This is a genomic window from Novosphingobium aquae, assembly GCF_037572715.1.
Taxonomy (GTDB): Bacteria; Pseudomonadota; Alphaproteobacteria; order Sphingomonadales; family Sphingomonadaceae; genus Novosphingobium; species Novosphingobium aquae.
The window spans coordinates 841,852-860,490 of sequence record NZ_JBBHJY010000001.1 but is presented as its reverse complement, the minus strand read 5'-3'; the positions used below and the strand labels follow the sequence as shown (position 1 = coordinate 860,490).

The 18,639-nt window shown below is 63.6% G+C and carries 17 protein-coding genes; 2 read left to right on the top strand and 15 right to left on the bottom strand.

Going from position 1 to position 18,639, the window contains the following annotated elements; translation table 11 throughout:
• Nucleotides 1-2: 2 nt before the first annotated feature.
• From WG900_RS04310 to WG900_RS04300, 3 genes are all read right to left on the bottom strand, one after another.
• On the bottom strand, nucleotides 3-314 hold the full coding sequence (locus WG900_RS04310; RefSeq protein WP_339964940.1) for a hypothetical protein: 312 nt from the start codon (nucleotides 312-314) through the stop codon (nucleotides 3-5).
• Nucleotides 311-640, bottom strand: coding sequence for a phage holin family protein (locus WG900_RS04305; protein WP_339965322.1), 330 nt, complete (start codon nucleotides 638-640; stop codon nucleotides 311-313). The genes WG900_RS04310 and WG900_RS04305 overlap by 4 nt, the downstream gene beginning before the upstream one ends.
• Nucleotides 641-709: 69 nt before the next feature.
• Nucleotides 710-1,297 carry a hypothetical protein gene (locus WG900_RS04300; RefSeq protein WP_339964938.1) on the bottom strand — a complete coding sequence of 196 codons (588 nt, stop codon included), beginning with the start codon at nucleotides 1,295-1,297 and terminating at the stop codon, nucleotides 710-712.
• A 180-nt stretch (nucleotides 1,298-1,477) separates the two neighbouring features.
• Between WG900_RS04300 and eno the strand changes: the two genes are divergently transcribed.
• Nucleotides 1,478-2,764 carry a phosphopyruvate hydratase gene (gene eno, locus WG900_RS04295; RefSeq protein ID WP_339964935.1) on the top strand — a complete coding sequence of 429 codons (1,287 nt, stop codon included), beginning with the start codon at nucleotides 1,478-1,480 and terminating at the stop codon, nucleotides 2,762-2,764.
• On the opposite strand, the gene WG900_RS04290 is transcribed toward eno, so the two are convergent.
• Both WG900_RS04290 and WG900_RS04285 read right to left on the bottom strand, forming a co-directional pair.
• The gene (locus WG900_RS04290) at nucleotides 2,765-3,328 is read right to left on the bottom strand and encodes a MarR family transcriptional regulator (protein ID WP_339964934.1); all 564 of its coding nucleotides are present in this window, start codon (nucleotides 3,326-3,328) and stop codon (nucleotides 2,765-2,767) included. It abuts the gene before it with no gap.
• A gap of 76 nt (nucleotides 3,329-3,404) precedes the next feature.
• Nucleotides 3,405-3,644 carry a hypothetical protein gene (locus WG900_RS04285; protein WP_339964932.1) on the bottom strand — a complete coding sequence of 80 codons (240 nt, stop codon included), beginning with the start codon at nucleotides 3,642-3,644 and terminating at the stop codon, nucleotides 3,405-3,407.
• A gap of 195 nt (nucleotides 3,645-3,839) precedes the next feature.
• Here WG900_RS04285 and WG900_RS04280 point away from each other — a divergent pair, with 195 nt between their 5' ends.
• Nucleotides 3,840-5,924: a M13 family metallopeptidase gene (locus WG900_RS04280; RefSeq protein WP_339964929.1), complete on the top strand. Its 2,085-nt coding sequence runs from the start codon at nucleotides 3,840-3,842 to the stop codon at nucleotides 5,922-5,924.
• 9 nt (nucleotides 5,925-5,933) lie between these two features.
• Here the strand turns inward: WG900_RS04280 and WG900_RS04275 are convergent, their stop codons facing one another.
• The 10 genes from WG900_RS04275 to WG900_RS04230 all read right to left on the bottom strand — a co-directional run bounded on the left by WG900_RS04275 (nucleotide 5,934) and on the right by WG900_RS04230 (nucleotide 18,638).
• Nucleotides 5,934-6,887 carry an aldo/keto reductase gene (locus WG900_RS04275; protein ID WP_339964927.1) on the bottom strand — a complete coding sequence of 318 codons (954 nt, stop codon included), beginning with the start codon at nucleotides 6,885-6,887 and terminating at the stop codon, nucleotides 5,934-5,936.
• Complete coding sequence (gene ribH / locus WG900_RS04270) at nucleotides 6,880-7,302, bottom strand: 6,7-dimethyl-8-ribityllumazine synthase (protein ID WP_310532065.1); 423 nt, start codon at nucleotides 7,300-7,302, stop codon at nucleotides 6,880-6,882. Before ribH ends, WG900_RS04275 begins: the two co-directional genes overlap by 8 nt.
• An 8-nt stretch (nucleotides 7,303-7,310) precedes the next feature.
• Nucleotides 7,311-8,159: a DMT family transporter gene (locus tag WG900_RS04265; protein WP_339964924.1), complete on the bottom strand. Its 849-nt coding sequence runs from the start codon at nucleotides 8,157-8,159 to the stop codon at nucleotides 7,311-7,313.
• The gene (locus WG900_RS04260) at nucleotides 8,159-9,157 is read right to left on the bottom strand and encodes an acyltransferase family protein (RefSeq protein ID WP_339964923.1); all 999 of its coding nucleotides are present in this window, start codon (nucleotides 9,155-9,157) and stop codon (nucleotides 8,159-8,161) included. The genes WG900_RS04265 and WG900_RS04260 overlap by 1 nt, the downstream gene beginning before the upstream one ends.
• 32 nt (nucleotides 9,158-9,189) lie before the next feature.
• Entirely contained in the window at nucleotides 9,190-9,987 is a 798-nt protein-coding gene (gene cobA / locus WG900_RS04255; RefSeq protein WP_339964921.1) for a uroporphyrinogen-III C-methyltransferase, read from the bottom strand.
• A complete protein-coding gene (locus WG900_RS04250; protein WP_339964919.1) occupies nucleotides 9,984-12,563 on the bottom strand; it encodes a nitrate reductase in 2,580 nt (859 codons plus the stop codon). Before WG900_RS04250 ends, cobA begins: the two co-directional genes overlap by 4 nt.
• A 3-nt stretch (nucleotides 12,564-12,566) precedes the next feature.
• Nucleotides 12,567-12,908 carry a nitrite reductase small subunit NirD gene (gene nirD / locus WG900_RS04245; RefSeq protein ID WP_339964917.1) on the bottom strand — a complete coding sequence of 114 codons (342 nt, stop codon included), beginning with the start codon at nucleotides 12,906-12,908 and terminating at the stop codon, nucleotides 12,567-12,569.
• Nucleotides 12,905-15,403, bottom strand: coding sequence for a nitrite reductase large subunit NirB (nirB, locus tag WG900_RS04240; RefSeq protein ID WP_339964915.1), 2,499 nt, complete (start codon nucleotides 15,401-15,403; stop codon nucleotides 12,905-12,907). The genes nirD and nirB overlap by 4 nt, the downstream gene beginning before the upstream one ends.
• A gap of 244 nt (nucleotides 15,404-15,647) precedes the next feature.
• A complete protein-coding gene (locus tag WG900_RS04235) occupies nucleotides 15,648-16,901 on the bottom strand; it encodes an alginate export family protein (protein WP_339964914.1) in 1,254 nt (417 codons plus the stop codon).
• A 54-nt stretch (nucleotides 16,902-16,955) separates the two neighbouring features.
• The gene (locus tag WG900_RS04230) at nucleotides 16,956-18,638 is read right to left on the bottom strand and encodes an ABC transporter ATP-binding protein (RefSeq protein WP_339964913.1); all 1,683 of its coding nucleotides are present in this window, start codon (nucleotides 18,636-18,638) and stop codon (nucleotides 16,956-16,958) included.
• Between the last annotated feature and the right edge of the window lies 1 nt (nucleotide 18,639).

Here is an 18,639-nt window from a genome sequence, read left to right as displayed (position 1 = left end):
GTTCAAAATTCCTTATCCATCCGCGCCTTCAGCTTCGACCACCAGCGCCCGCCGAGCGACAGAATCGGGCGTCGGGCCAGCCAAAGGCCGAGCAACGCACCCGCGCCGGCAATCACGCCCTTCGATTCGCTGGCGACTTCGCCGAGGCCATGAGCGACGCCCTTGACCTTGCCGGTAATCTGTTCGCCGACACGTTCGCCAACACCCTTTTCGGCATAGTCGCCTTTCAGCGAGCTGAACCTGCCAAGCAGCCGGTTGCGCGCCGAATTGCGAGCATCGCGCGCCTCATCGACCTTGGGCGGCAGTTCACTCACGGCCGGATTCCGTCATCATCGGAAATCGCCGCCAAAGTCCTCGTCCAGCGCGCCTTTGCCATCATGACGAGGATCAGCGCAATCAGGAACAGTCCGCCGGCAACGATAGCTGTGGCGCCCCAGGCAGTGACAATCGGGGCCAGCGCCATCAGCAAACCAATGACGAGCGCGCCGAGCCCGAAAACAGCGACTGTGAACGCAACCACCCCCAGCAGGGCGACGTCCTTCAGGCCCTTCGCGGCCACGCCGGCGCGGACTCGCTGGAAAGCGAATTCCGCTTCGGCATAGGCACGCGCATCACCGCCGAGCTGCTTGAGCTCGTCGATCAGGAACGGGTCTTCGGGTGGCGCGTCGTCCAGAAGGGAGTCCCTTGCGTCAGGTATCAGTGCTCGGCGTCAGCTATCGTTGTTCGACGAACCGCGGAACATGCGGGCGAAAAAGAAGCCGGCAACTGCGGCGATACCGACAGCAAGGCCCGGGCTTTTCTTGACGAATTCCTTGGCATCGGTGCCGAGTTCGCCAAGGTCCTTGGCTTCGAGCTTGGCTGCACCCTCCTGCATGGTGCGGGCGGCGGTGCGGGCATAGTCGCCGTACTTGGCACCCAGCTTTTCGTCGATCGTCGTCGCACTGTCAGCAACGATCTGGCCAAGGCCGGAAATGGCCTCGCTTGCCTTGCTCTTGCCTTCGCGGGCGAGTTCAGCGGCCTTTTCCTTGGCCTGAACGCCATATTCCTTGGCATCGCCAAGGAGCGCCTCGCTCTGAGTCGTGGCCTTCTGGCGGTATTCGCCAGCCTTGTCCTGCGCCTGACTGGTGAGCGCCTGAACGCCGGCCTTGGCTTCCTCGATGGCCTTGGCAAACTTTTCCTTGGCCTCGCTTCCGGCGGCTGCCGTCTTGGGTGCAGCCTTGGAAGCTGCCGGCTTCCTGGCAGCCGGCTTCTTCGGTGCGGCCGTGGTCTTGGCGCTGGTGGCAGGGGTCTTGGCCATGAATCAGGTTCCTTTGCCTCTAGGTGGCGTGTGTATCGATAAATGGGAACGTTTCATATGCAGTCAAGTTCCTTTGACGCGGGTTTGCTGCAATGCAACTTGCCTGCCGGACTGCTGGTGCTAAGGGGTCGGCAAAACAAGCCGCCACGGCCCCCGTCCCATGCAGGAGTTACTGACGCCATGACCGCCATCATTGACATTCACGGACGTGAAATTCTCGACAGCCGCGGCAACCCGACGGTGGAAGTCGATGTGCTCCTCGATGATGGCTCGTTCGGCCGCGCTGCCGTGCCTTCGGGCGCGTCGACCGGCGCGCATGAGGCGGTGGAATTGCGCGATGGCGACAAGGTTCGCTACCTCGGCAAGGGCGTGCTCAAGGCGGTGGATGCCGTGAACGGCGAGATCGCCGAAATGCTGCTCGGCCTCGATGCCGAAGACCAGCGCGACATCGATCTTGCCATGATCGACCTCGACGGCACCGAGAACAAGGCCCGCCTGGGTGCCAACGCTATCCTCGGCACCTCGCTCGCCGTGGCCAAGGCGGCTGCCAACGCGCGCGGCCTGCCCCTCTATTCCTACATTGGCGGCGTTTCGGCGCATGTCCTGCCGGTGCCGATGATGAACATCATCAACGGCGGCGAACATGCCGACAATCCGATCGACTTCCAGGAATTCATGATCATGCCGGTTGGAGCGGATTCGTTGGCCGAGGCGGTGCGCTGGGGCGCCGAAGTGTTCCACACGCTGAAGAAGGGACTCCACGAAAAGGGTCTTGCTACCGCAGTGGGCGACGAAGGCGGCTTTGCGCCGAACCTGGCCTCCACCCGTGATGCGCTCGACTTCATCATGGCCTCGATCGAGAAGGCGGGCTTCAAGGCCGGCACCGACATCATGCTGGCGCTCGACTGCGCGGCGACCGAGTTCTTCAAGAATGGCAAGTACGAGATTTCCGGCGAAGGCCTGAGCCTCAGCCCAGTGCAGATGGCGGACTATCTGGCCGACCTGACTACCTCTTATCCGATCATCTCGATCGAAGACGGCATGAGCGAGGACGATTTCGAAGGCTGGAAGGCGCTGACCGACAAGATCGGCAGCAAGGTCCAGCTGGTCGGCGACGATCTGTTCGTGACCAATCCGAAGCGCCTCGAAATGGGCATCGGCATGGGGCTGGCGAACTCTCTGCTGGTCAAGGTCAACCAGATCGGCTCGCTGACCGAAACGCTCGAAGCCGTGTCGATCGCCAACCGCAACGGCTACACCGCCGTCATGTCACACCGTTCGGGCGAGACCGAGGACGCGACCATCGCCGATCTCGCGGTCGCCACCAATTGCGGACAGATCAAGACGGGCTCGCTGGCGCGGTCGGACCGGCTGGCCAAGTACAACCAGCTTATCCGCATCGAGGAAGAGCTGGGCGCGGCTGCAGTCTATGCCGGTGCTTCGGCGTTCGGACGCATCTCGGTCTGATCAACTGCCGACGATCAGGGGACGGCGCGGCTCATTGCTGCGCGTATCCTGTGATGCACGCGCGAAATAGGCGGACATCGCCGTTTGCGCGCGCGGTGTGAGTCGCACGAAGATGCGGCGGGCGTCGCTGCTGTCAGCCTCGCGCTCAACCAGTTCGCGTGATTCGAGGATGGTCAGCCAGCGGAGCGCCGTGGTGGTGGGAACGGCGGCGCCAATGCAGGCGCTGGTAACCGGTACGCGTTTGCCTTCGCAGGCATTGATGAACAGGTCGAGCAGCAGATCCCACGCCGGCTCACCGAACAGATCGGTGCCGGAGAAATACTGGTTGCGAAGCCGCCGGGCGCGATAGGCATTTCTCGCCAGCTCTCCAAGTACGCGGCGATCCGTGGGCATGGCCGCTTCATCGTGTGAGCCATTGGTTGCGGCCGGGGCAGGGCGCCCTTCCAGTTCCCGGGCCAGAGCCAGCAGATCACCGGCCATCGTGATCAATCGCTGCGCGCGACTTCGCATTCCGGCGACTGTTTCGCCTTCGGCAAATTCAACGCGATGCAGCAACGTGCCCATGCTGGTGAAGGCCCCTGATAACCGCCTCTGCAACAGTGAAGTTGCGGGAAAGGCGGTATTTCCTTGAGCTGACCTATCAGGAACCCAGGGACATTAGTTCGAGAGCTTGCTCGGGATTGGACCTAGTTACATCCAAATCAAACATGTCCCGCAAAGCATCGATGGCGCGCGACACGTGGGCAGCGGCCAGATCGGCACTGGCACGATCCAGCAAAACCAACTTATGTTCGAGCTTTTCGAGCGCATGATGCCCGCTAAGCGCCTGTTCGAGCAGGGCCACGGGATCGACAGAATCAGGCAATGAATTTTGGTCCATCGTGGTGATATTTCCTTCCGATCAAGATCGGGCTGAACTTGGCAAAGCGTCTCCGGTCGAAATTCCTTTCGCTTAATGCCGCAAATCTCTCGACGAACGGTTGTAGCGCAGCCTCGCAACAATCCTTATTGAGCAGGGTTATGGATTAGCTGGCATCAAGCCGGACTTCAGGGACTGCCAAAGGGACTCAATGCCATGAACCGTACCGGATTTGCCGCGGCCCTGCTGCTGGGCGTTGCCAGCCTGTCATTGAGCGTGGCTGGCTGCACTTCTTCCGACAAGCAGGCCGCCGCCCGCTCGGCCGGCACGGCGCTGGGCATCGAAACGGCATCAATGGACAAGACGGTCAAGCCGGGCGACGATTTCTACGCCTATGCCAATGGCGGATGGATGAAGAGCGCGGTTATCCCGGACGACCGGTCAAACATCGGCGGCTTCACCATCGCGCGGGATGAGACCGAACGCCAGCTCGGCGAATTGATCCAGTCGATCGTCGCCGGCAGCCCTGCGCCCGATAGCGATGCCGGCCGGATCAAGTCGCTCTACAGCGCCTATCTCGATACCAAGACGATCGAGGTTGCCGGGCTGGAGCCGCTCAAGACGGATCTCGCCCGCTTTGCCGCGATCAGCGATGTTAACAGCTTGTCGCGGGTGCTGGGCGAGCAGGTGCGCGCCGATGTTGATCCACTGAATTCAACCGACTTCCAGACCACCAACCTTTTCGGCCTGTTCGTTACGCAGGCGCTGTACGGCAGCGAAGTCATGCCTTACCTTCTGCAGGGCGGCCTCGGCATGCCCGAGCGTGAGTATTATCTGTCGTCAGACGCCAAGATGGCAGACCTGCGGACCAAGTACCGTGCCTACATCGCCGGGGTGTTCGAACGCGCCGGAATGAGTGATGCGCAGGCGCGCGCGGACCGCGTGATGGCGCTCGAAATGAAGATCGCACAAGCCCATGCGAGCCGCGAACAGAGCGAGGATTTCCAGAATTCCGCCACCGAATGGGCGCGTGACGACTTTGCCCGCAAGGCGCCGGGCATCGATTGGGATGCCTTCATGACGGGCATGAACCTGCCGCAGCAGAAGCGCTTTTCTGCCTATCATGCCGCCGCGATCACGCGGCTTTCGGCGCTGGTGGCGAGCGAGCCGCTGGATGCGTGGAAGGACTGGCTGGCACTCCACCAGATCAGCACTCACGCCGATGTCCTGCCGGCGACGTTCGACAATTGGAACTTCGAGTTCTTCGGCAAGGCATTGCAGGGCACCAAGGTTCAGCGCACGCGTGAAAAGCGGGCGCTGGCGGCTGTGAACCTCCATCTCGGCGATGCGCTGGGCAAACTTTATGTCGAGAAGTACTTCCCGGCATCCGAGAAAGCCGAGATCGAAGGCATGGTCAGCGAGATCAAGAGTGCCTTCGCCCGCCGCATCGAATCGCTCGACTGGATGGCCGATTCCACCCGCAAGGAAGCGATCGAAAAGGTCCGCACCATCGAAGTCGGCGTGGGCTATCCCGAAACCTGGCGCAATTATGCCGGTTATGATCCCAAGCCCGGATCGGCCTATGCCAATGTCATCGCCGGTGAGAAACTGCGCACGGCCCAGGCATTGGCGAAGATCGGCAAGCCGATGGACCGCCGCGAATGGTGGATGAACGCGCAGCTGGTAAATGCGGTCAACCTGCCGGTGCAGAACGCGCTGAACTTCCCCGCTGCCATCCTGCAGCGCCCGTTCTTCGATCCCAAGGCCGATGCCGCCTACAATTACGGCGCGATAGGAGCCGTCATCGGGCACGAGATCAGCCACAGCTTTGACAACAACGGCGCGGCTTTTGATGCCACAGGCAAGCTGCGCAACTGGTGGACGCCCAAGGATCTTGCCCGCTTCGGACAGGCCGGCAAGGCGCTGGCCGACCAGTATGATACCTACAAGCCGTTCCCGGATCTGAGCATCAACGGCAAGCTGACGCTGGGTGAAAACATCGCCGACGTCGCCGGCCTTGCCGCTGCGCTCGATGCCTATCACGCCTCCTTGAAGGGCAAGCAGGCACCGGTGATCGAAGGCTATACCGGCGATCAGCGGTTCTTCATCGCCTATGCCCAGTCTTGGGCGACCAAGATGCGCGAAGAGGCACTGCGTGGCCGGGTTGCCACCGATGGCCACGCGCCGGGCCAGTACCGCGCACTGACCGTGCGGAATATCGACGCCTGGTACCGCGCTTTCGACGTGCAGCCGGGTGAGAAGCTTTACCTGCCGCCCGAAAAGCGCGTGAAGGTCTGGTAGGCGCGCCGGTCAGGCAGACAAAACACCGACGCTATCGATGCTGACGGCATGGAGGCGCGAGAGCTGCTCTTCGGTCGATTCAACCTGCGTGAAGACGCAAAGCTCGGCTACTTGAGCCGGACTGGTGGCGCTGGCGATCGGAGCCCATACACCGGGGCGGGTTGCCAGCCAGGCGAGCGCGACTTGCCCCATCGTCGCCTGCGCCTCGGCGGCGACCTCGCGAAGCACAGGCAGGGCCTGCCATCCCGCCGCGCTGGCGAACTGGCGGGCGTTCTCTCCGCGCATTCCGGTGAAGTCAGCGTCGGACGCATATTTGCCGGTGAGGAAGCCGGCACCGAGGCCGTAATAGGGCAGCACCGCGATGTCCTGTTCGACCGCTAGTCGTTCCAGATCAGCCGGATACTCGTTGCGCCAGACGAGGTTATAGCCCGGTTGGAGCACCGTGAAGCACGGCGTTCCGGCTGCATCAGCGGCGGCGTTGAACGCGGCCAGTCGGTCAGGCTCGGTGTTCGACAGACCCAGCTCGCGGATCTTTCCGGCTGCCGCCAGCGCCGCGTAAACGCCCGCCACGTCGTCAGGTGAGGTCACCAGATCATCGCGGTGGACGTAATAGAGGTCGATGTAATCACTGCGCAGCCGTTCCAGCGAAGCGTCGCAAGCCGCTGCCACCCGGTCGGGAGCCAGAGCTCCCGGGGCGCCGCCAAGACCGGTCTTCGTCGCGATCCGCATATCCCCGCGCACGCCGCGCAGTTCCATCCATTCACCGATGATGGTCTCGCTCTCACCGCCCTTGTTGCCCGGAACCCATGCGGAGTAGATCTCCGCAGTGTCGATGGACCTGCCGCCCGCTTCGAAAAAAGCATCAAGCACGGCAAAGCTGGCGTCGCGATCGATCGTCCAGCCAAAGGGATTGCCGCCGAGGACCAGCGGAATCCCGCCAAGGCCGGGATGTGCTTCAGGCACCGAACTTCTCGCGCAGGGCGAGCAGGGCCATGGCGGCCTCTGCGGCCTCTCCGCCCTTGTTCTTTTGCTTGGGGTCGGCGCGGACCAGCGCCTGCGCTTCGTTCTCTACCGTGAGGATGCCGTTGCCGATCGCCACGCCGTCCATGGTCAGCGCCATGATGCCGCGTGCGCTTTCGCCGGCGACGATTTCGAAGTGATAGGTCTCGCCGCGAATGACCACGCCGATGCCGACATAACCGTCATATTCGCCCGACTGGTCGGCGAGCGCGATCGCACCGGGAATTTCGAGCGCGCCGGGGACGGTGATGACGTCCGCCTTGTGCCCGGCGGCCTTGATTGCGGCGCGCGCACCTTCGACCAGCATATCGTTGAGGTGATCATAGAAACGGGCTTCGACGATGAGAAACTTGGCCATGACAACTCCTAGCTTGCCGTCCAGAGCGCCACCATGGCGCCACCGGCAAGGATCAGCAGCGCCCCGATGGCGCGGCGCATGTCGAGCGCTTCCTTGAGCATCGCGCCGCCAAGCACAAGTCCGATCAGCACGCTCGTCTCTCGTAGCGCGGCTACTGCGCCGACCGGAGCAAGGCGAAATGCGAACAGCGCGGGCACGAATGAGACGAGGGCGAGCACGCCGGCCTTGGTGCCGATGGCCGGCTCGCGGCGCAGGGCCGGCAGGATTCGCCCGCCGTCACGCATGGCCAGCAAGGCAGGCATGGTGAAACCATCGGCGACGTAGAACCATGCGATGAAGTGCAGGGCGCTCTCCGCCTCGCGTACGCCCTTGGCATCGATGATCGAATAGGCGGTGGTGAGCAGACCCGTTGCGGCCGCCACCAGCGCCCCACGCCGGCTGATCGATCCGTGCCGCACCAGAGTGAGGATACCCGCACAGAGGATCGCCACGCCGGCGACGACTTCCATTGCTGGCCGGTCCCGCAGCACGATCACCCCGAAAAGCAGCGTGAACAGCGGCGCGGTGCCGCGCGCCAGCGGATAGGCAATCGAGAAATCGCTCAGCCGGTAGGAGTGGATCAACGCCCACTGGTAAGTCGCATGGACCAGCGCCGCACCGACGATCCACGGCATCAGTGCGGCCGGCGGCGTGCCGAAATGGACGGCCAACGGCAGGAAGGCAGTGAGACCGATCAGGCGGATCCAGGCCTGAACCGCCAGCTTGTCCTCACCGACCTTGAGGTAGGCATGGGCAAAGGCCGTCGCGACGGCCGAGACGAGTGCGAGGGCGATCCCCAGCGGCGCGCCGGTGAGCATCAGGCCCGCCGCCTATGACGTTTCCACACCGCTGCGCAAATGACGACCATCGCCGCCCCGGCTACGCAGCCCGCAATCGCTATGACCGGCGGAGCACCTGCAGCCCTGAACCAGTAGAGCAACGGATAATGGATCGCATAGAGCGGGAATGACAGCTCACCCAAGGCCGCCGAGATCCTGTGACCTCCGCGCAAGGCGATACCGCCGATGAGGATCGGCACACAGAGCAATCCGACAAAAATCACGTCGTGCAGCCAGTTGTATCCGTCGCTACGGTCCGGGATTGCGAACCACAGCGGCATGGCGATCAGCGCGAAAATTCCGGCGACGGATGGCACCTTGCGCTCGCCCCACAGCCGCCAGATGACCACGCCCAGCGCATAGGCCGTCGCCACGCGGGCAAGGCCTTCGCCCATATCGCCATTGCGCGAACCGATGTCGAGGTGTCCGTGTACCAATGCGGCGCTGACCAGCCAGGCAAAGCTGATCGCAGCCAGCATCGCGATAAATACCGTCCGCACCCGCCACAGCAGCGCGTGCGCCGCGTTGGCGACCAGTTCGAAAAAGATCGACCATGCCGGCACGTTCAGCGCGAAATAGTTCCCCGACCACGGGCTTGGCAGCAGCAGCAGATTCACCAGAGCCACTTGCCACAGAACGAGGTCCTGCCCGCGCGTCCCTTCGGCAAGGAAGGGCAAGAACAGCACGCCGCCCAGTGCCATCGTCGGCCACAACCGCTTGTAGCGCGCGGCAAAGAACCTGAGCCCGGACATGCCGGCGCGCAGCCGCGGTTCATAGGTCCGCGCCATTACGTAGCCGGACAGCATGAAGAAGAAATCGACCGCCAGATAGCCGCGCGGAAAAACGTCGGGAAATTCCGGCATCAGCACGTGGGCGTGCATGATAACCACCGCCAGCGCCGCAATGCCGCGCAGGGCATCGAGCCCGTGCAGGCGCTCGCTGGCTGTTGTCGGGCGGGGAGCGGTCGCCGGGGTCACTTCCCGGCCATAAGGCGCTTTTCGATTGCGGACTAGTAGGCGAACCCTGCGCAATCCACTGACTTGGCGTGACCTTCGGCAGATGTCGGCTCTGTCCGCCGCGCGAGCGCCTTACCCACCAGCACGAGCGCCGGTCCGTTCCCCAGCGAGGTCTTCACGGCAAGGCCGAGTAGATCAAGCCGCGTGTAGAAGTGGCGCTCACTCGGCAAGCTGGCGTTTTCGATCAGCGCGACCGGCGTCGATGCCGGCAATCCGGCTTCCCGCAGACGGACAGAGAGTTCGCTCGCCGCGGCCTTGCCCATGTAGATCGCCAGCGTCGCTTCGGGATCGGCGAGGGCTTGCCAGTCAAGGTCAAGCGCTTCACCAGCGCGCGCATGGGCGGTGACGAAAGTCAGCTTGCGCGCAGTACCCCGCAGGGTCAGCGACATGCCGAGACCCGCCGCTGCCGCGCTCGCTGCGGTCACACCCGGGCACACCGCCACTTCGATGCCGCTGGCGTGGCAAGCGTCCAGTTCCTCGGTTGAGCGACCGAAGATGGAAGGGTCACCGCCCTTGAGCCGCACCACGCGGTCACCCTGCAGCGCTGCCTCGACGATCAGGCGATCAATGGTTTTCTGGTCTTTTGAATGGCGGCCTGACCGCTTGCCGACATGGACGCGGCGCACCCCCGGCGGGATCAGCGCAAGAACGCCGGGGCCGACGAGGGCATCGTGGAACACCACCGTCGCGCTGCGGATCAGCCGCTCGGCCTTGCGGGTGAGCAGTTCGGGATCGCCGGGGCCTGCGCCAACCAGCCACACCTTGCCCGCGGGGAAATCTTCATGCGTCATGCTGCTGCCTCCGCAGTTTCGAGCCGGAATTCCTGCAACAACCGGGCGATCGCCGGTCGGCACGATCCGCAATTGGTGCCGGCGCAGGTAGCCGCGCCGATGGCTTCGACCGTCTCCGCACCCGCGCAAGCGGCCTCGCGGATCGTGTTGGCACCGATGCCGTGGCACACGCAGACAATTGGCCCACGATCGGGAACGGGCGCGCTGGGCCTACCTGCAAGCAGTTCAAGCGCGGCGGCTGAAGATTGCCCCAGCTGATCCGCAACCCAATCGCGCGCTGGCAGCTCGCCTGACCGCGTCAGGAACAATGCCGCAACGAGCGAGCCATCGGCACCGCGCATGACGAAGCGCCGCATCCCGCGCGTCATATCGGCAGCCTCAAGCCGCTCTCCTGTGGGAAGCAAGGCATCGGGGCTGCAATCTGCGTCGCCGGCGAGTTCGTATAGCCAACCGCCCGGAACGCGTGATCGGCTCCACCACCGCATCCCGGTGATCTCCACCGCATCGCGGCTCGCCAGAAATGCGCGCCACTGGGTTCGCACCGGGTTGACGGCGGCTGGCGTATCCTTGAAGCCCGGCTGGCCGGACACCGGATCAGTATCCTGCGAAGGCAAGCGGTTGGCGCGCGCTTCACCGGAAAAGCTGTCGGTCCAATGCATCGGAACGAAGAGGTCGCCGGGGCGCTGGCTGTCGGTAACGGCCACGCGAAAGATTGCCTTGCCTGATGCTGTCGAGACTTCAGCAAGCCCGCCGTCCGCCAGTCCGTGCTGCAAGGCATCACGCGGATGGACTTCCAGCAATGCCTCACGCCGATGTTGCGAGAGCGTCGGCGAAAGGCCGGTGCGCGTCATCGTGTGCCACTGGTCACGGTAACGACCGGTATTGAGGCGCAGCGGGAAGGCAGGATCGAGCGCAGGGACGGCGGGGGCCGATACGGCGACGATACGCGCCTTTCCATCGGTGTGGCTGAACCGCTTGGCGAGCGGATGGCGGCCACCCCAGATAACCGGGTCTAGCGCATCGAATGCTGCATCATCCAGCAAAGCGAGGTCCGTGAGATCAAGGACCTTACCATGCTTCACGGCCAGCGACGTCATCTGCGCATATTCGCTGAAGATTGCTGCTGCCGAGGTAAAATCGAAGGCCTTGCCCCAGCCCATGCGCCCGGCGAAATCGCACAGGATTGCCCAGTCTGCGCGGGCCTCTCGCGGCGCGGCCAGAAGCGCGCGTTGGCGGCTGATACGGCGTTCCGAATTGGTTACGGTGCCGTCCTTCTCGCTCCAGCCAAGCGCAGGCAAGCGGATGTGGGCTAAGCGGCTGGTGTCGGTGTCGGCAAGCACGTCCGACACGACCACCGTTTCGCAGCGCGCCAGCGCCTCGCGTACGAAACCCGCGTCGGGCATCGAAACGGCGGGATTGGTAGCCATGACCCACAGGAACTTGATGCGGCCATCGTGCACCGCGCGGAACATATCGACCGCCTTCAGGCCCGGTCCCGAACAGATGTTTGGTGCATTCCAGAACAGCGCGACATCGGCGCGTTCTTCTGCCGAAAAACCGAGGTGGCAGGCGAGCATGTTGGCCAGCCCGCCCACTTCGCGCCCGCCCATGGCGTTGGGCTGGCCGGTGATCGAGAACGGTCCCATGCCGGGCTCGCTGATCAGGCCAGTTGCCAGATGCAGGTTGATGATCGCGTTGCCCTTGTCGGTGCCGCTGCGCGACTGGTTGGCACCCTGGCTGAACAGAGAGATCATGCGCGGATGCGCCGCGACGAGATCGGACAGCGCCTTGAACGTGTCCGGGTCAATGCCGTGGGCCGAAGCGATCAGGCCTTCGACATAGCCGGCGGGCGTATCGCACTTCTGATCAAGGAACGCAGCGTCTAGCAGACCCCGGTCGCGCATATCGGCAAGCAGAGCGCTGAAGAGCGCGACATCGCCATCGGGCGCCAAGGCCACATACAGGTCCGCCTGTTCCGCCGTTTCGGTCCGGCGCGGATCGATAACGACAAGCTTGGTACCGCGCTTCTGGCGTGCCGCCTCGATCCGCTGCCAGATCACCGGGTGGCACCAGGCGGTGTTCGATCCGACAAGCAGGATCAGGTCCGCTTCGTCTAGGTCGTCGTAAGTGCAGGGGACGACATCTTCGCCGAATGCGCGGTTGTGCGCAGCGACCGCGCTGGCCATGCACAGGCGGCTGTTGGTGTCGATATTGCCGCTGCCGATGAAGCCCTTCATCAGCTTGTTGGCGACGTAATAGTCCTCGGTCAGCAGCTGGCCCGAGACATAGAAGGCCACGCTATCCGGCCCGTGTTCGGCTATGCATTGGCGCATTTTGGTGGCGGCAAGGTCGAGCGCTTCATCCCAGCCTGCTTGCCTGTCACCAATCATCGGGGTGAGCAGGCGACCTTCGAGCCCGACCGTTTCGCCCAAATGCGTTCCCTTCGAGCACAGCTTCCCGAAGTTGGCCGGATGCTCGGTATCGCCCTTGATCGTGACGCTGCGCTCGCCGGTAACGGTTGCGCGGATGCCGCAGCCGACACCGCAGTAGGCGCAGGTTGTGCGGATCTCGCGCATCGATCAGGCCGCGCTGCGACGGATGACAGCTTCGCGAAGCAGGTAGATGCGCCCGGCATCGACCTTCAGCGGGATGGTCGGCACACAGCCCTTGTCCTCGCCCTGCGCTTCGCCGGTCTTCAGCGAGATGTTCCACGAATGGAGCGGGCAGGTGACCACCGAACCGTGGACGATCCCTTGACTGAGCGGGCCTTGCTTGTGCGGGCACTTGTTCACCAGCGCATAGAACTGGTTGTCGAGCGTGTGGAAGACCGCGATTTCCTCACCGCCGACGACGGGGAGGGTGCGCGCGTTGCCGGGCGAAATCTGGCCGACCGGGCCGATATCGAGCCATTCTCCGATCATGACGCAGTCTCCAGAATAAGGGGGCGCACTTCGGCAAGGTGCTGGTGCAGTTCGGACTCGTCACCGGCAGCGCGCGCGGCCCATGGATCGTCCTGCATGAATTGCTGCGAGTGGCGGAAGCGCGCGGCGAGACGCGCGACGGCATCAGGATCGTCGAACAGCGCGGACTTCACCGCTTCCAGTCCGACGCGCTCGATCCACGGGGCGGTACGTTCAAGATACCAGGCGTCCTCGCGGTAGTGCTGGATGAAGGCGGCACAGACTTCCATCGCCTCCTCCTCGGTCGCCACCTTCGAAAGTAGGTCGGTAACCCGGACCTTGATGCCGCCGTTGCCGCCGACGTGCAGCTCATAGCCGCTGTCAACGCAGACCACGCCGAAGTCCTTGATGGTCGCTTCGGCGCAATTGCGCGGGCAACCGCTGACCGCGATCTTGAACTTGTGCGGCATCCACGAACCCCAGGTCATCCGCTCCAGCTTGACGCCGAGGCCGGTCGAATCCTGCGTACCGAACCGGCACCATTCGCTGCCGACACAGGTCTTTACCGTGCGCAGTGATTTGCCATAGGCGTGACCTGAAACCATGCCAGCGGCGTTGAGATCGGCCCAGACGGCAGGCAGGTCTTCCTTCTTGATGCCGAAGATATCGAGCCGCTGGCCGCCGGTGACCTTGACCATCGGCGCGTTGAATTTCTCCACCACGTCGGCAATTGCGCGCAGTTCCTTGGGATTGGTCAGCCCGCCCCACATCCGGGGAACGACCGAATAGGTTCCGTCCTTCTGGATATTGGCGTGCATCCGTTCGTTGACGAAGCGGCTCTGCTGGTCATCGACATATTCGCCGGGCCAGGCGCAGAGCAGGTAGTAATTGAGCGCCGGCCGGCACGAGGCGCAGCCATCGGGCGTCGTCCAGTGCAGTTCCTGCATCGCCTGCGGGATTGCCTTGATCTGCTTCTCGATCAGCAGGCGGCGCACGTCGGAATGGGTGAACTTGGTGCACTTGCACAGCGTTTTCGGGCCGCTCTCAACCTCGCCGCCCAGTGTCAGGCTGAGCAGGCTTTCGACGAGACCGGTGCACGAACCGCAACTGGCGCTGGCCTTGCAGGCCGACCGCACCGCGTCGAGGCTGTGGGCCCCGCCTAGCACGCAGCCCACGACCTTGCCCTTGGACACACCGTTGCAGCCGCAGATTTCTGCGTCGTCCGAGAGCGCTGCAACGGCGGCATTAGGGTCCGCGAGGGCGCCCCCGGCGGCGAAGGCCTGGCCGAAGATCAATGCTTCGCGGATGCCGGAGACATCCTCGCCCTTTTTCAGCAGGTCGAAGTACCACGAGCCATCGGCGGTATCGCCATAAAGCACCGCGCCGACCAGCCGGTCGTCCCTGACGATAACGCGTTTGTAAACGCCGCGCGAGGCATCGCGCATGACGATGTCTTCGGCGCCGTCTCCGCCCGAGAAATCCCCGGCGGAGAACAGGTCTATGCCCGAAACCTTGAGCTTGGTTGACGTGACCGAGCCTTCGTAGCCGCTGGGTGATCCGGTGGCATGATCGGCGAGTGCGCGGCACATGTCCCACAGCGGCGCGACAAGGCCATAGCAGGCGCCGCGGTGCTGGATACATTCGCCAACGGCCATGATCGCAGGGTCGGAGGTGACCATGTGGTCGTCGACCATGATGCCGCGTTCGACATCGATTCCGGCAGCCTTGGCCAGTGCAGTGGCGGGACGGATGCCCACGGCCATGACGACGATGTCGGCAGCAAATTCGCGGCCATCCTTGAGGCGCACCGCCGAAACGTGGCCGTCCTTGCCGACGATTTCGGCCGTATCAGCGCTGGTGACAATCGTCTGGCCGCGCCGTTCGAGCTCGCTCTTGAGCAGGAAGCCGGCGGCCTCGTCGAGTTGGCGTTCCATCAGCGTCGGCATCAGGTGGATCACGCTGACGCTCATTCCGCGCAGGGAAAGGCCGTGCGCCGCCTCCAGCCCGAGCAGGCCGCCGCCGATGACCACTGCCGATCCGCCCTTTTCGGCTGCAGCCAGCATCCGGTCGACGTCATCGAGATCGCGGAAAGTGACCACGCCGGCCAGATCCTTGCCCGGAACCGGGATGATGAACGGGTCTGAACCCGTTGCGATCAGCAGGCGGTCATAGGCCTCGGTGCGACCCGATTGGGCTATGACGACTTGGCTGGCCCGGTCGATCGAGACGACTGGATCGCCGGAGACGAGCGTGATGCCGTTGTCGGCGTACCAGTCGTCCCCGTTGATGACGATGTCTTCGAAGGCCTTTTCGCCAGCGAGCACCGGTGAGAGCATGATGCGGTTGTAGTTCACGCGCGGTTCGGCCCCGAAGATGGTGACCGAATAGCGGGCCGGATCGCGGGCGAGGATTTCCTCTACCGCGCGGCAGCCGGCCATGCCGTTGCCGATGACGACAAGCCGCTCGGCCAAACCGCCGTTCAGGCTCTTCGTGTCGAATGTCACAGGCGCGTTCACCTTGGTCTCCTTCAAACGCGCACGCAAAAAAGCCGCCTCGAACCGGTCCAATGGAGCGGTACGGGCGGCTGCGTTGCCACGCGTGGTTAGATTGTCTGTCCGAAGCCGTTCATCCACCCTTCCTTGGGCGGCGTAATCTCCGAGTCAGGTGCAGATTATGGGAAACCTGCCCCTGCTGGCAAGCGTTATTTTGCAGTGCAGCAAAAATGGGAGCCGCGCAGATCCCGCGCGGCTCCCTCTCCCATCAGTAGGACATTTCCAGTTGCAGCCAGAACTTCCTGGTATCAACGCCAAATCCGGCTGCATCGTAGTCTGCGTACTTCGCCAGAATGCTCACGCGCTTGAGTTTGAAGCCCAGGCTGGCGTTCCATTCATCGCCGTAATGGACCGAACCGAAATCGCTGTTGTAGCGGTGGTAAGTCACCGCAGCGTTCAGCCCCGGCAGTGCCTTAACCTGCGCGAACTTGTAAGACACGCCGCCATACCAGTCCTCGATCCCCGCCGCCGGCGTGGTCAGGAACAGGTCGGCCCAGCCGTTGAACTTGTGCATCGTCGCCATTGGGGTCTGGACTGCACGCGTGCCGTTCGATCCCAGCTTTTCATAGCCGGCCATCACGCCAAACGAACCAAAGGCTAGGCCTGCCTCGGCGGCAATGTAATCGACGTCGTAGCTCGCCGGATTGTCCTGATAATCGGACTGCCGGGCATAGCTGGCAGCAAGGTTGAGCGTCGTCTTCGGCGCCAACTTGAATGCTCCCGTGGCGCGTGCGCCCCAGGTTTGCGTATCGGCATTCGTCGTGGCGAGGGCGCCGGCCTGCTCTTTGGCATCGAAGTCGAGCAGGTAGCTGAACGCCTTGACCTGCACTGGACCAACCTTTGCGGCAGCGCCGAGGAACACGAAGTCGCCTTCAAATTCTGTGCGCGGTCCGGCATCGACGCCGAAGATCGTGCGCTGGCTGATCGCATAGGTCGCATCGAGTGACACCGGGCCAAGCGCGGCTTCGGCGCGGACGGCATCAAAGGTCTGCTCGTTCTGGCGCCAGCCGACAGAGCCGACAAAGCGCTGGTCATCCAGGTTGATGCGTTGGCGGCCCACGGTGGCGGTGAAGGGCTTCGACTTGTACTGCAATTGCAGGCGGTTGAGCTCGACATTCATCGGATCAGCGACGACCGAGAAGGCGGGACGGCGCTGGCTGTCAACGATGGCGAACGGGAAGGCATTGTAGTCGTTCAGGACGCCAATCGTGCCCTCGGCCTCGGCCAGCAGCGACAGGCCCGACTTGTGCTTGAGCTCGGCCCCGGCGCGCACCCGCAGGGTCACGGCATCGGCGTCAGTCGCGGGCTGGTCGACCGCCTCATAGCGCAGGCGCATATCGACGATCGGATCGAGCGACAGCCCGCCGCCCAACTTCACCGGATCACCCGGAGCCGCGAGCGCAGGGTGTGCAAGGGCGATCGACGCCGCGAGTGCGGTCGCCGTCAACAGCAGTTTCTTCATCGAATTTCCCTCCTGAGAACCTTGGCGCTCTCAGGCATCCCCCCCGGGATTGCGTCAGGCCGCCTTTTCGTGCGGTCCGTGATCGTATTCGGCGAGGAAGTGCAGAACCTCCTGCCGGTAAGCATAGAACTGCGTGTCCTTGAGCAGCGCCTTGCGGTCACGCGGGCGCGGCAGGTCAACCTTGAGGATCTTGCCGATCGTCGCATTCGGACCGTTGGTCATCATCACGACGCGGTCGGCCAGCAAGATTGCCTCATCGACATCGTGAGTAACCATGACCGCGGTCACCTTGGTGCGGTTCCACACCTCAACCAGCACGTCCTGCAAGTCCCAGCGGGTCAGGCTGTCGAGCATACCGAAAGGCTCGTCGAGCAGCAGCAGGCGCGGGCTGAGGGCAAAGGCGCGGGCGATTCCGACACGTTGGCGCATGCCGTTCGACATTTCCGCTGCCAGCTTGTCCTTGGCATCGGCGAGGCCAACACGTTCGAGATAATAGTCAACGATTTCACGGCGCTCAGCCTTGGCGGCGTGCGGATAAACCCGCTCCACCCCCAGAGCGACGTTCTGCCGCGCGGTCAGCCATGGCATCAGGCTCGGCGCCTGGAACACCACGGCCTTGTCAGGTCCAGCAATGTCGACTTCGCGGTTATCGAGAATGATCGCACCCTTGCTGATCGGGTTGAGTCCCGCCGCCATGGTCAGCACGGTCGACTTGCCGCAGCCCGAGTGGCCGATCAGCGAAATGAACTCGCCCTTGTCCATCAGCAGGTTGAAATTCTCGACCACGGTCAGCGGCCCCTTGGGGGTCGGATAGACCTTGTGAAGGTTGTAGAATTCCAGATAGCGCCGGGCATTGCGGCCCTTGGCGGCCTCAAGATAGGCCTTGGGCAGCGGCGCCAGATCAAGCGGGGTTACGCTGGGAAGATTGCCGGAGTCGCTGCCCTGCGCCTGCTTGTCGGCCACCAGAGAGCCAAGATAGTTGACGATCTGAAGGCGCAACGCCTGGAAGGCAACGTCATCGTTCATCGCCTCGCGGTCGCGCGGGCGGGGGATCGTCACGTCGAAGATCTGGCCGATGCGGGCCGATGGAGCTGGGGTCAGCACGGCAACGCGGTCGGCCAGCAGCAGCGCCTCGTCGACGTCGTTGGTGACGAGGATGATCGTGCGCTTCTCTTCCTTGCGGATGCGCTCGATCTCGTCCTGCAGCTTTGCCCGGGTGAGGGCGTCGAGCGCCGAGAGCGGCTCGTCCATCAGCAGGATTTCCGGTTCCATGGCGAGCGCGCGGGCGACCGCCACACGCTGGCGCATACCGCCGGAAAGCTGCGCCGGCTTGCGGTCCATGGCGTGGCCAAGGCCGACCAGTTCGACCTTCTGCTTGACCAGCGCCGCGCGGTCGGCAGCAGAGCGGTCCTTGTGGACGGCGTCCACAGCCAGCGCGACGTTCTGTTCGACCGTGAGCCAGGGGAACAGCGAGTAGGATTGGAACACAAGCCCGCGATCCTTGCCCGGGCCGTCGATCGGTTCGCCGCGCAGCAGAATCTCGCCTTCATCGGCTTCGAGCAATCCGGCGATAGCGGAGACCAGCGTGGTCTTTCCGGCGCCAGAGAAACCCAGCACGGCGATGAATTCGCCTTCGCGGACATCGAGATCGATACCGCCGAGCACTTCGCTCGTGCCGCTCTTCGAGTGGTAGCGTTTGGTGAGGCCCTTCAGGGACAGGATGGGAGTCTGGGTCATG

Bases quoted from the DNA above. Each gene is read 5' to 3' on its own strand.
- WG900_RS04300 (WP_339964938.1), bottom strand. From the start codon at position 1,297: ATGGCCAAGACCCCTGCCACCAGCGCCAAGACCACGGCCGCACCGAAG.
- eno (WP_339964935.1), top strand. From the start codon at position 1,478: ATGACCGCCATCATTGACATTCACGGACGTGAAATTCTCGACAGCCGC.
- WG900_RS04290 (WP_339964934.1), bottom strand. From the start codon at position 3,328: ATGGGCACGTTGCTGCATCGCGTTGAATTTGCCGAAGGCGAAACAGTC.
- WG900_RS04285 (WP_339964932.1), bottom strand. From the start codon at position 3,644: ATGGACCAAAATTCATTGCCTGATTCTGTCGATCCCGTGGCCCTGCTC.
- WG900_RS04280 (WP_339964929.1), top strand. From the start codon at position 3,840: ATGAACCGTACCGGATTTGCCGCGGCCCTGCTGCTGGGCGTTGCCAGC.
- ribH (WP_310532065.1), bottom strand. From the start codon at position 7,302: ATGGCCAAGTTTCTCATCGTCGAAGCCCGTTTCTATGATCACCTCAAC.
- WG900_RS04265 (WP_339964924.1), bottom strand. From the start codon at position 8,159: ATGCTCACCGGCGCGCCGCTGGGGATCGCCCTCGCACTCGTCTCGGCC.
- cobA (WP_339964921.1), bottom strand. From the start codon at position 9,987: ATGACGCATGAAGATTTCCCCGCGGGCAAGGTGTGGCTGGTTGGCGCA.
- WG900_RS04250 (WP_339964919.1), bottom strand. From the start codon at position 12,563: ATGCGCGAGATCCGCACAACCTGCGCCTACTGCGGTGTCGGCTGCGGC.
- nirD (WP_339964917.1), bottom strand. From the start codon at position 12,908: ATGATCGGAGAATGGCTCGATATCGGCCCGGTCGGCCAGATTTCGCCC.
- WG900_RS04235 (WP_339964914.1), bottom strand. From the start codon at position 16,901: ATGAAGAAACTGCTGTTGACGGCGACCGCACTCGCGGCGTCGATCGCC.
- WG900_RS04230 (WP_339964913.1), bottom strand. From the start codon at position 18,638: ATGACCCAGACTCCCATCCTGTCCCTGAAGGGCCTCACCAAACGCTAC.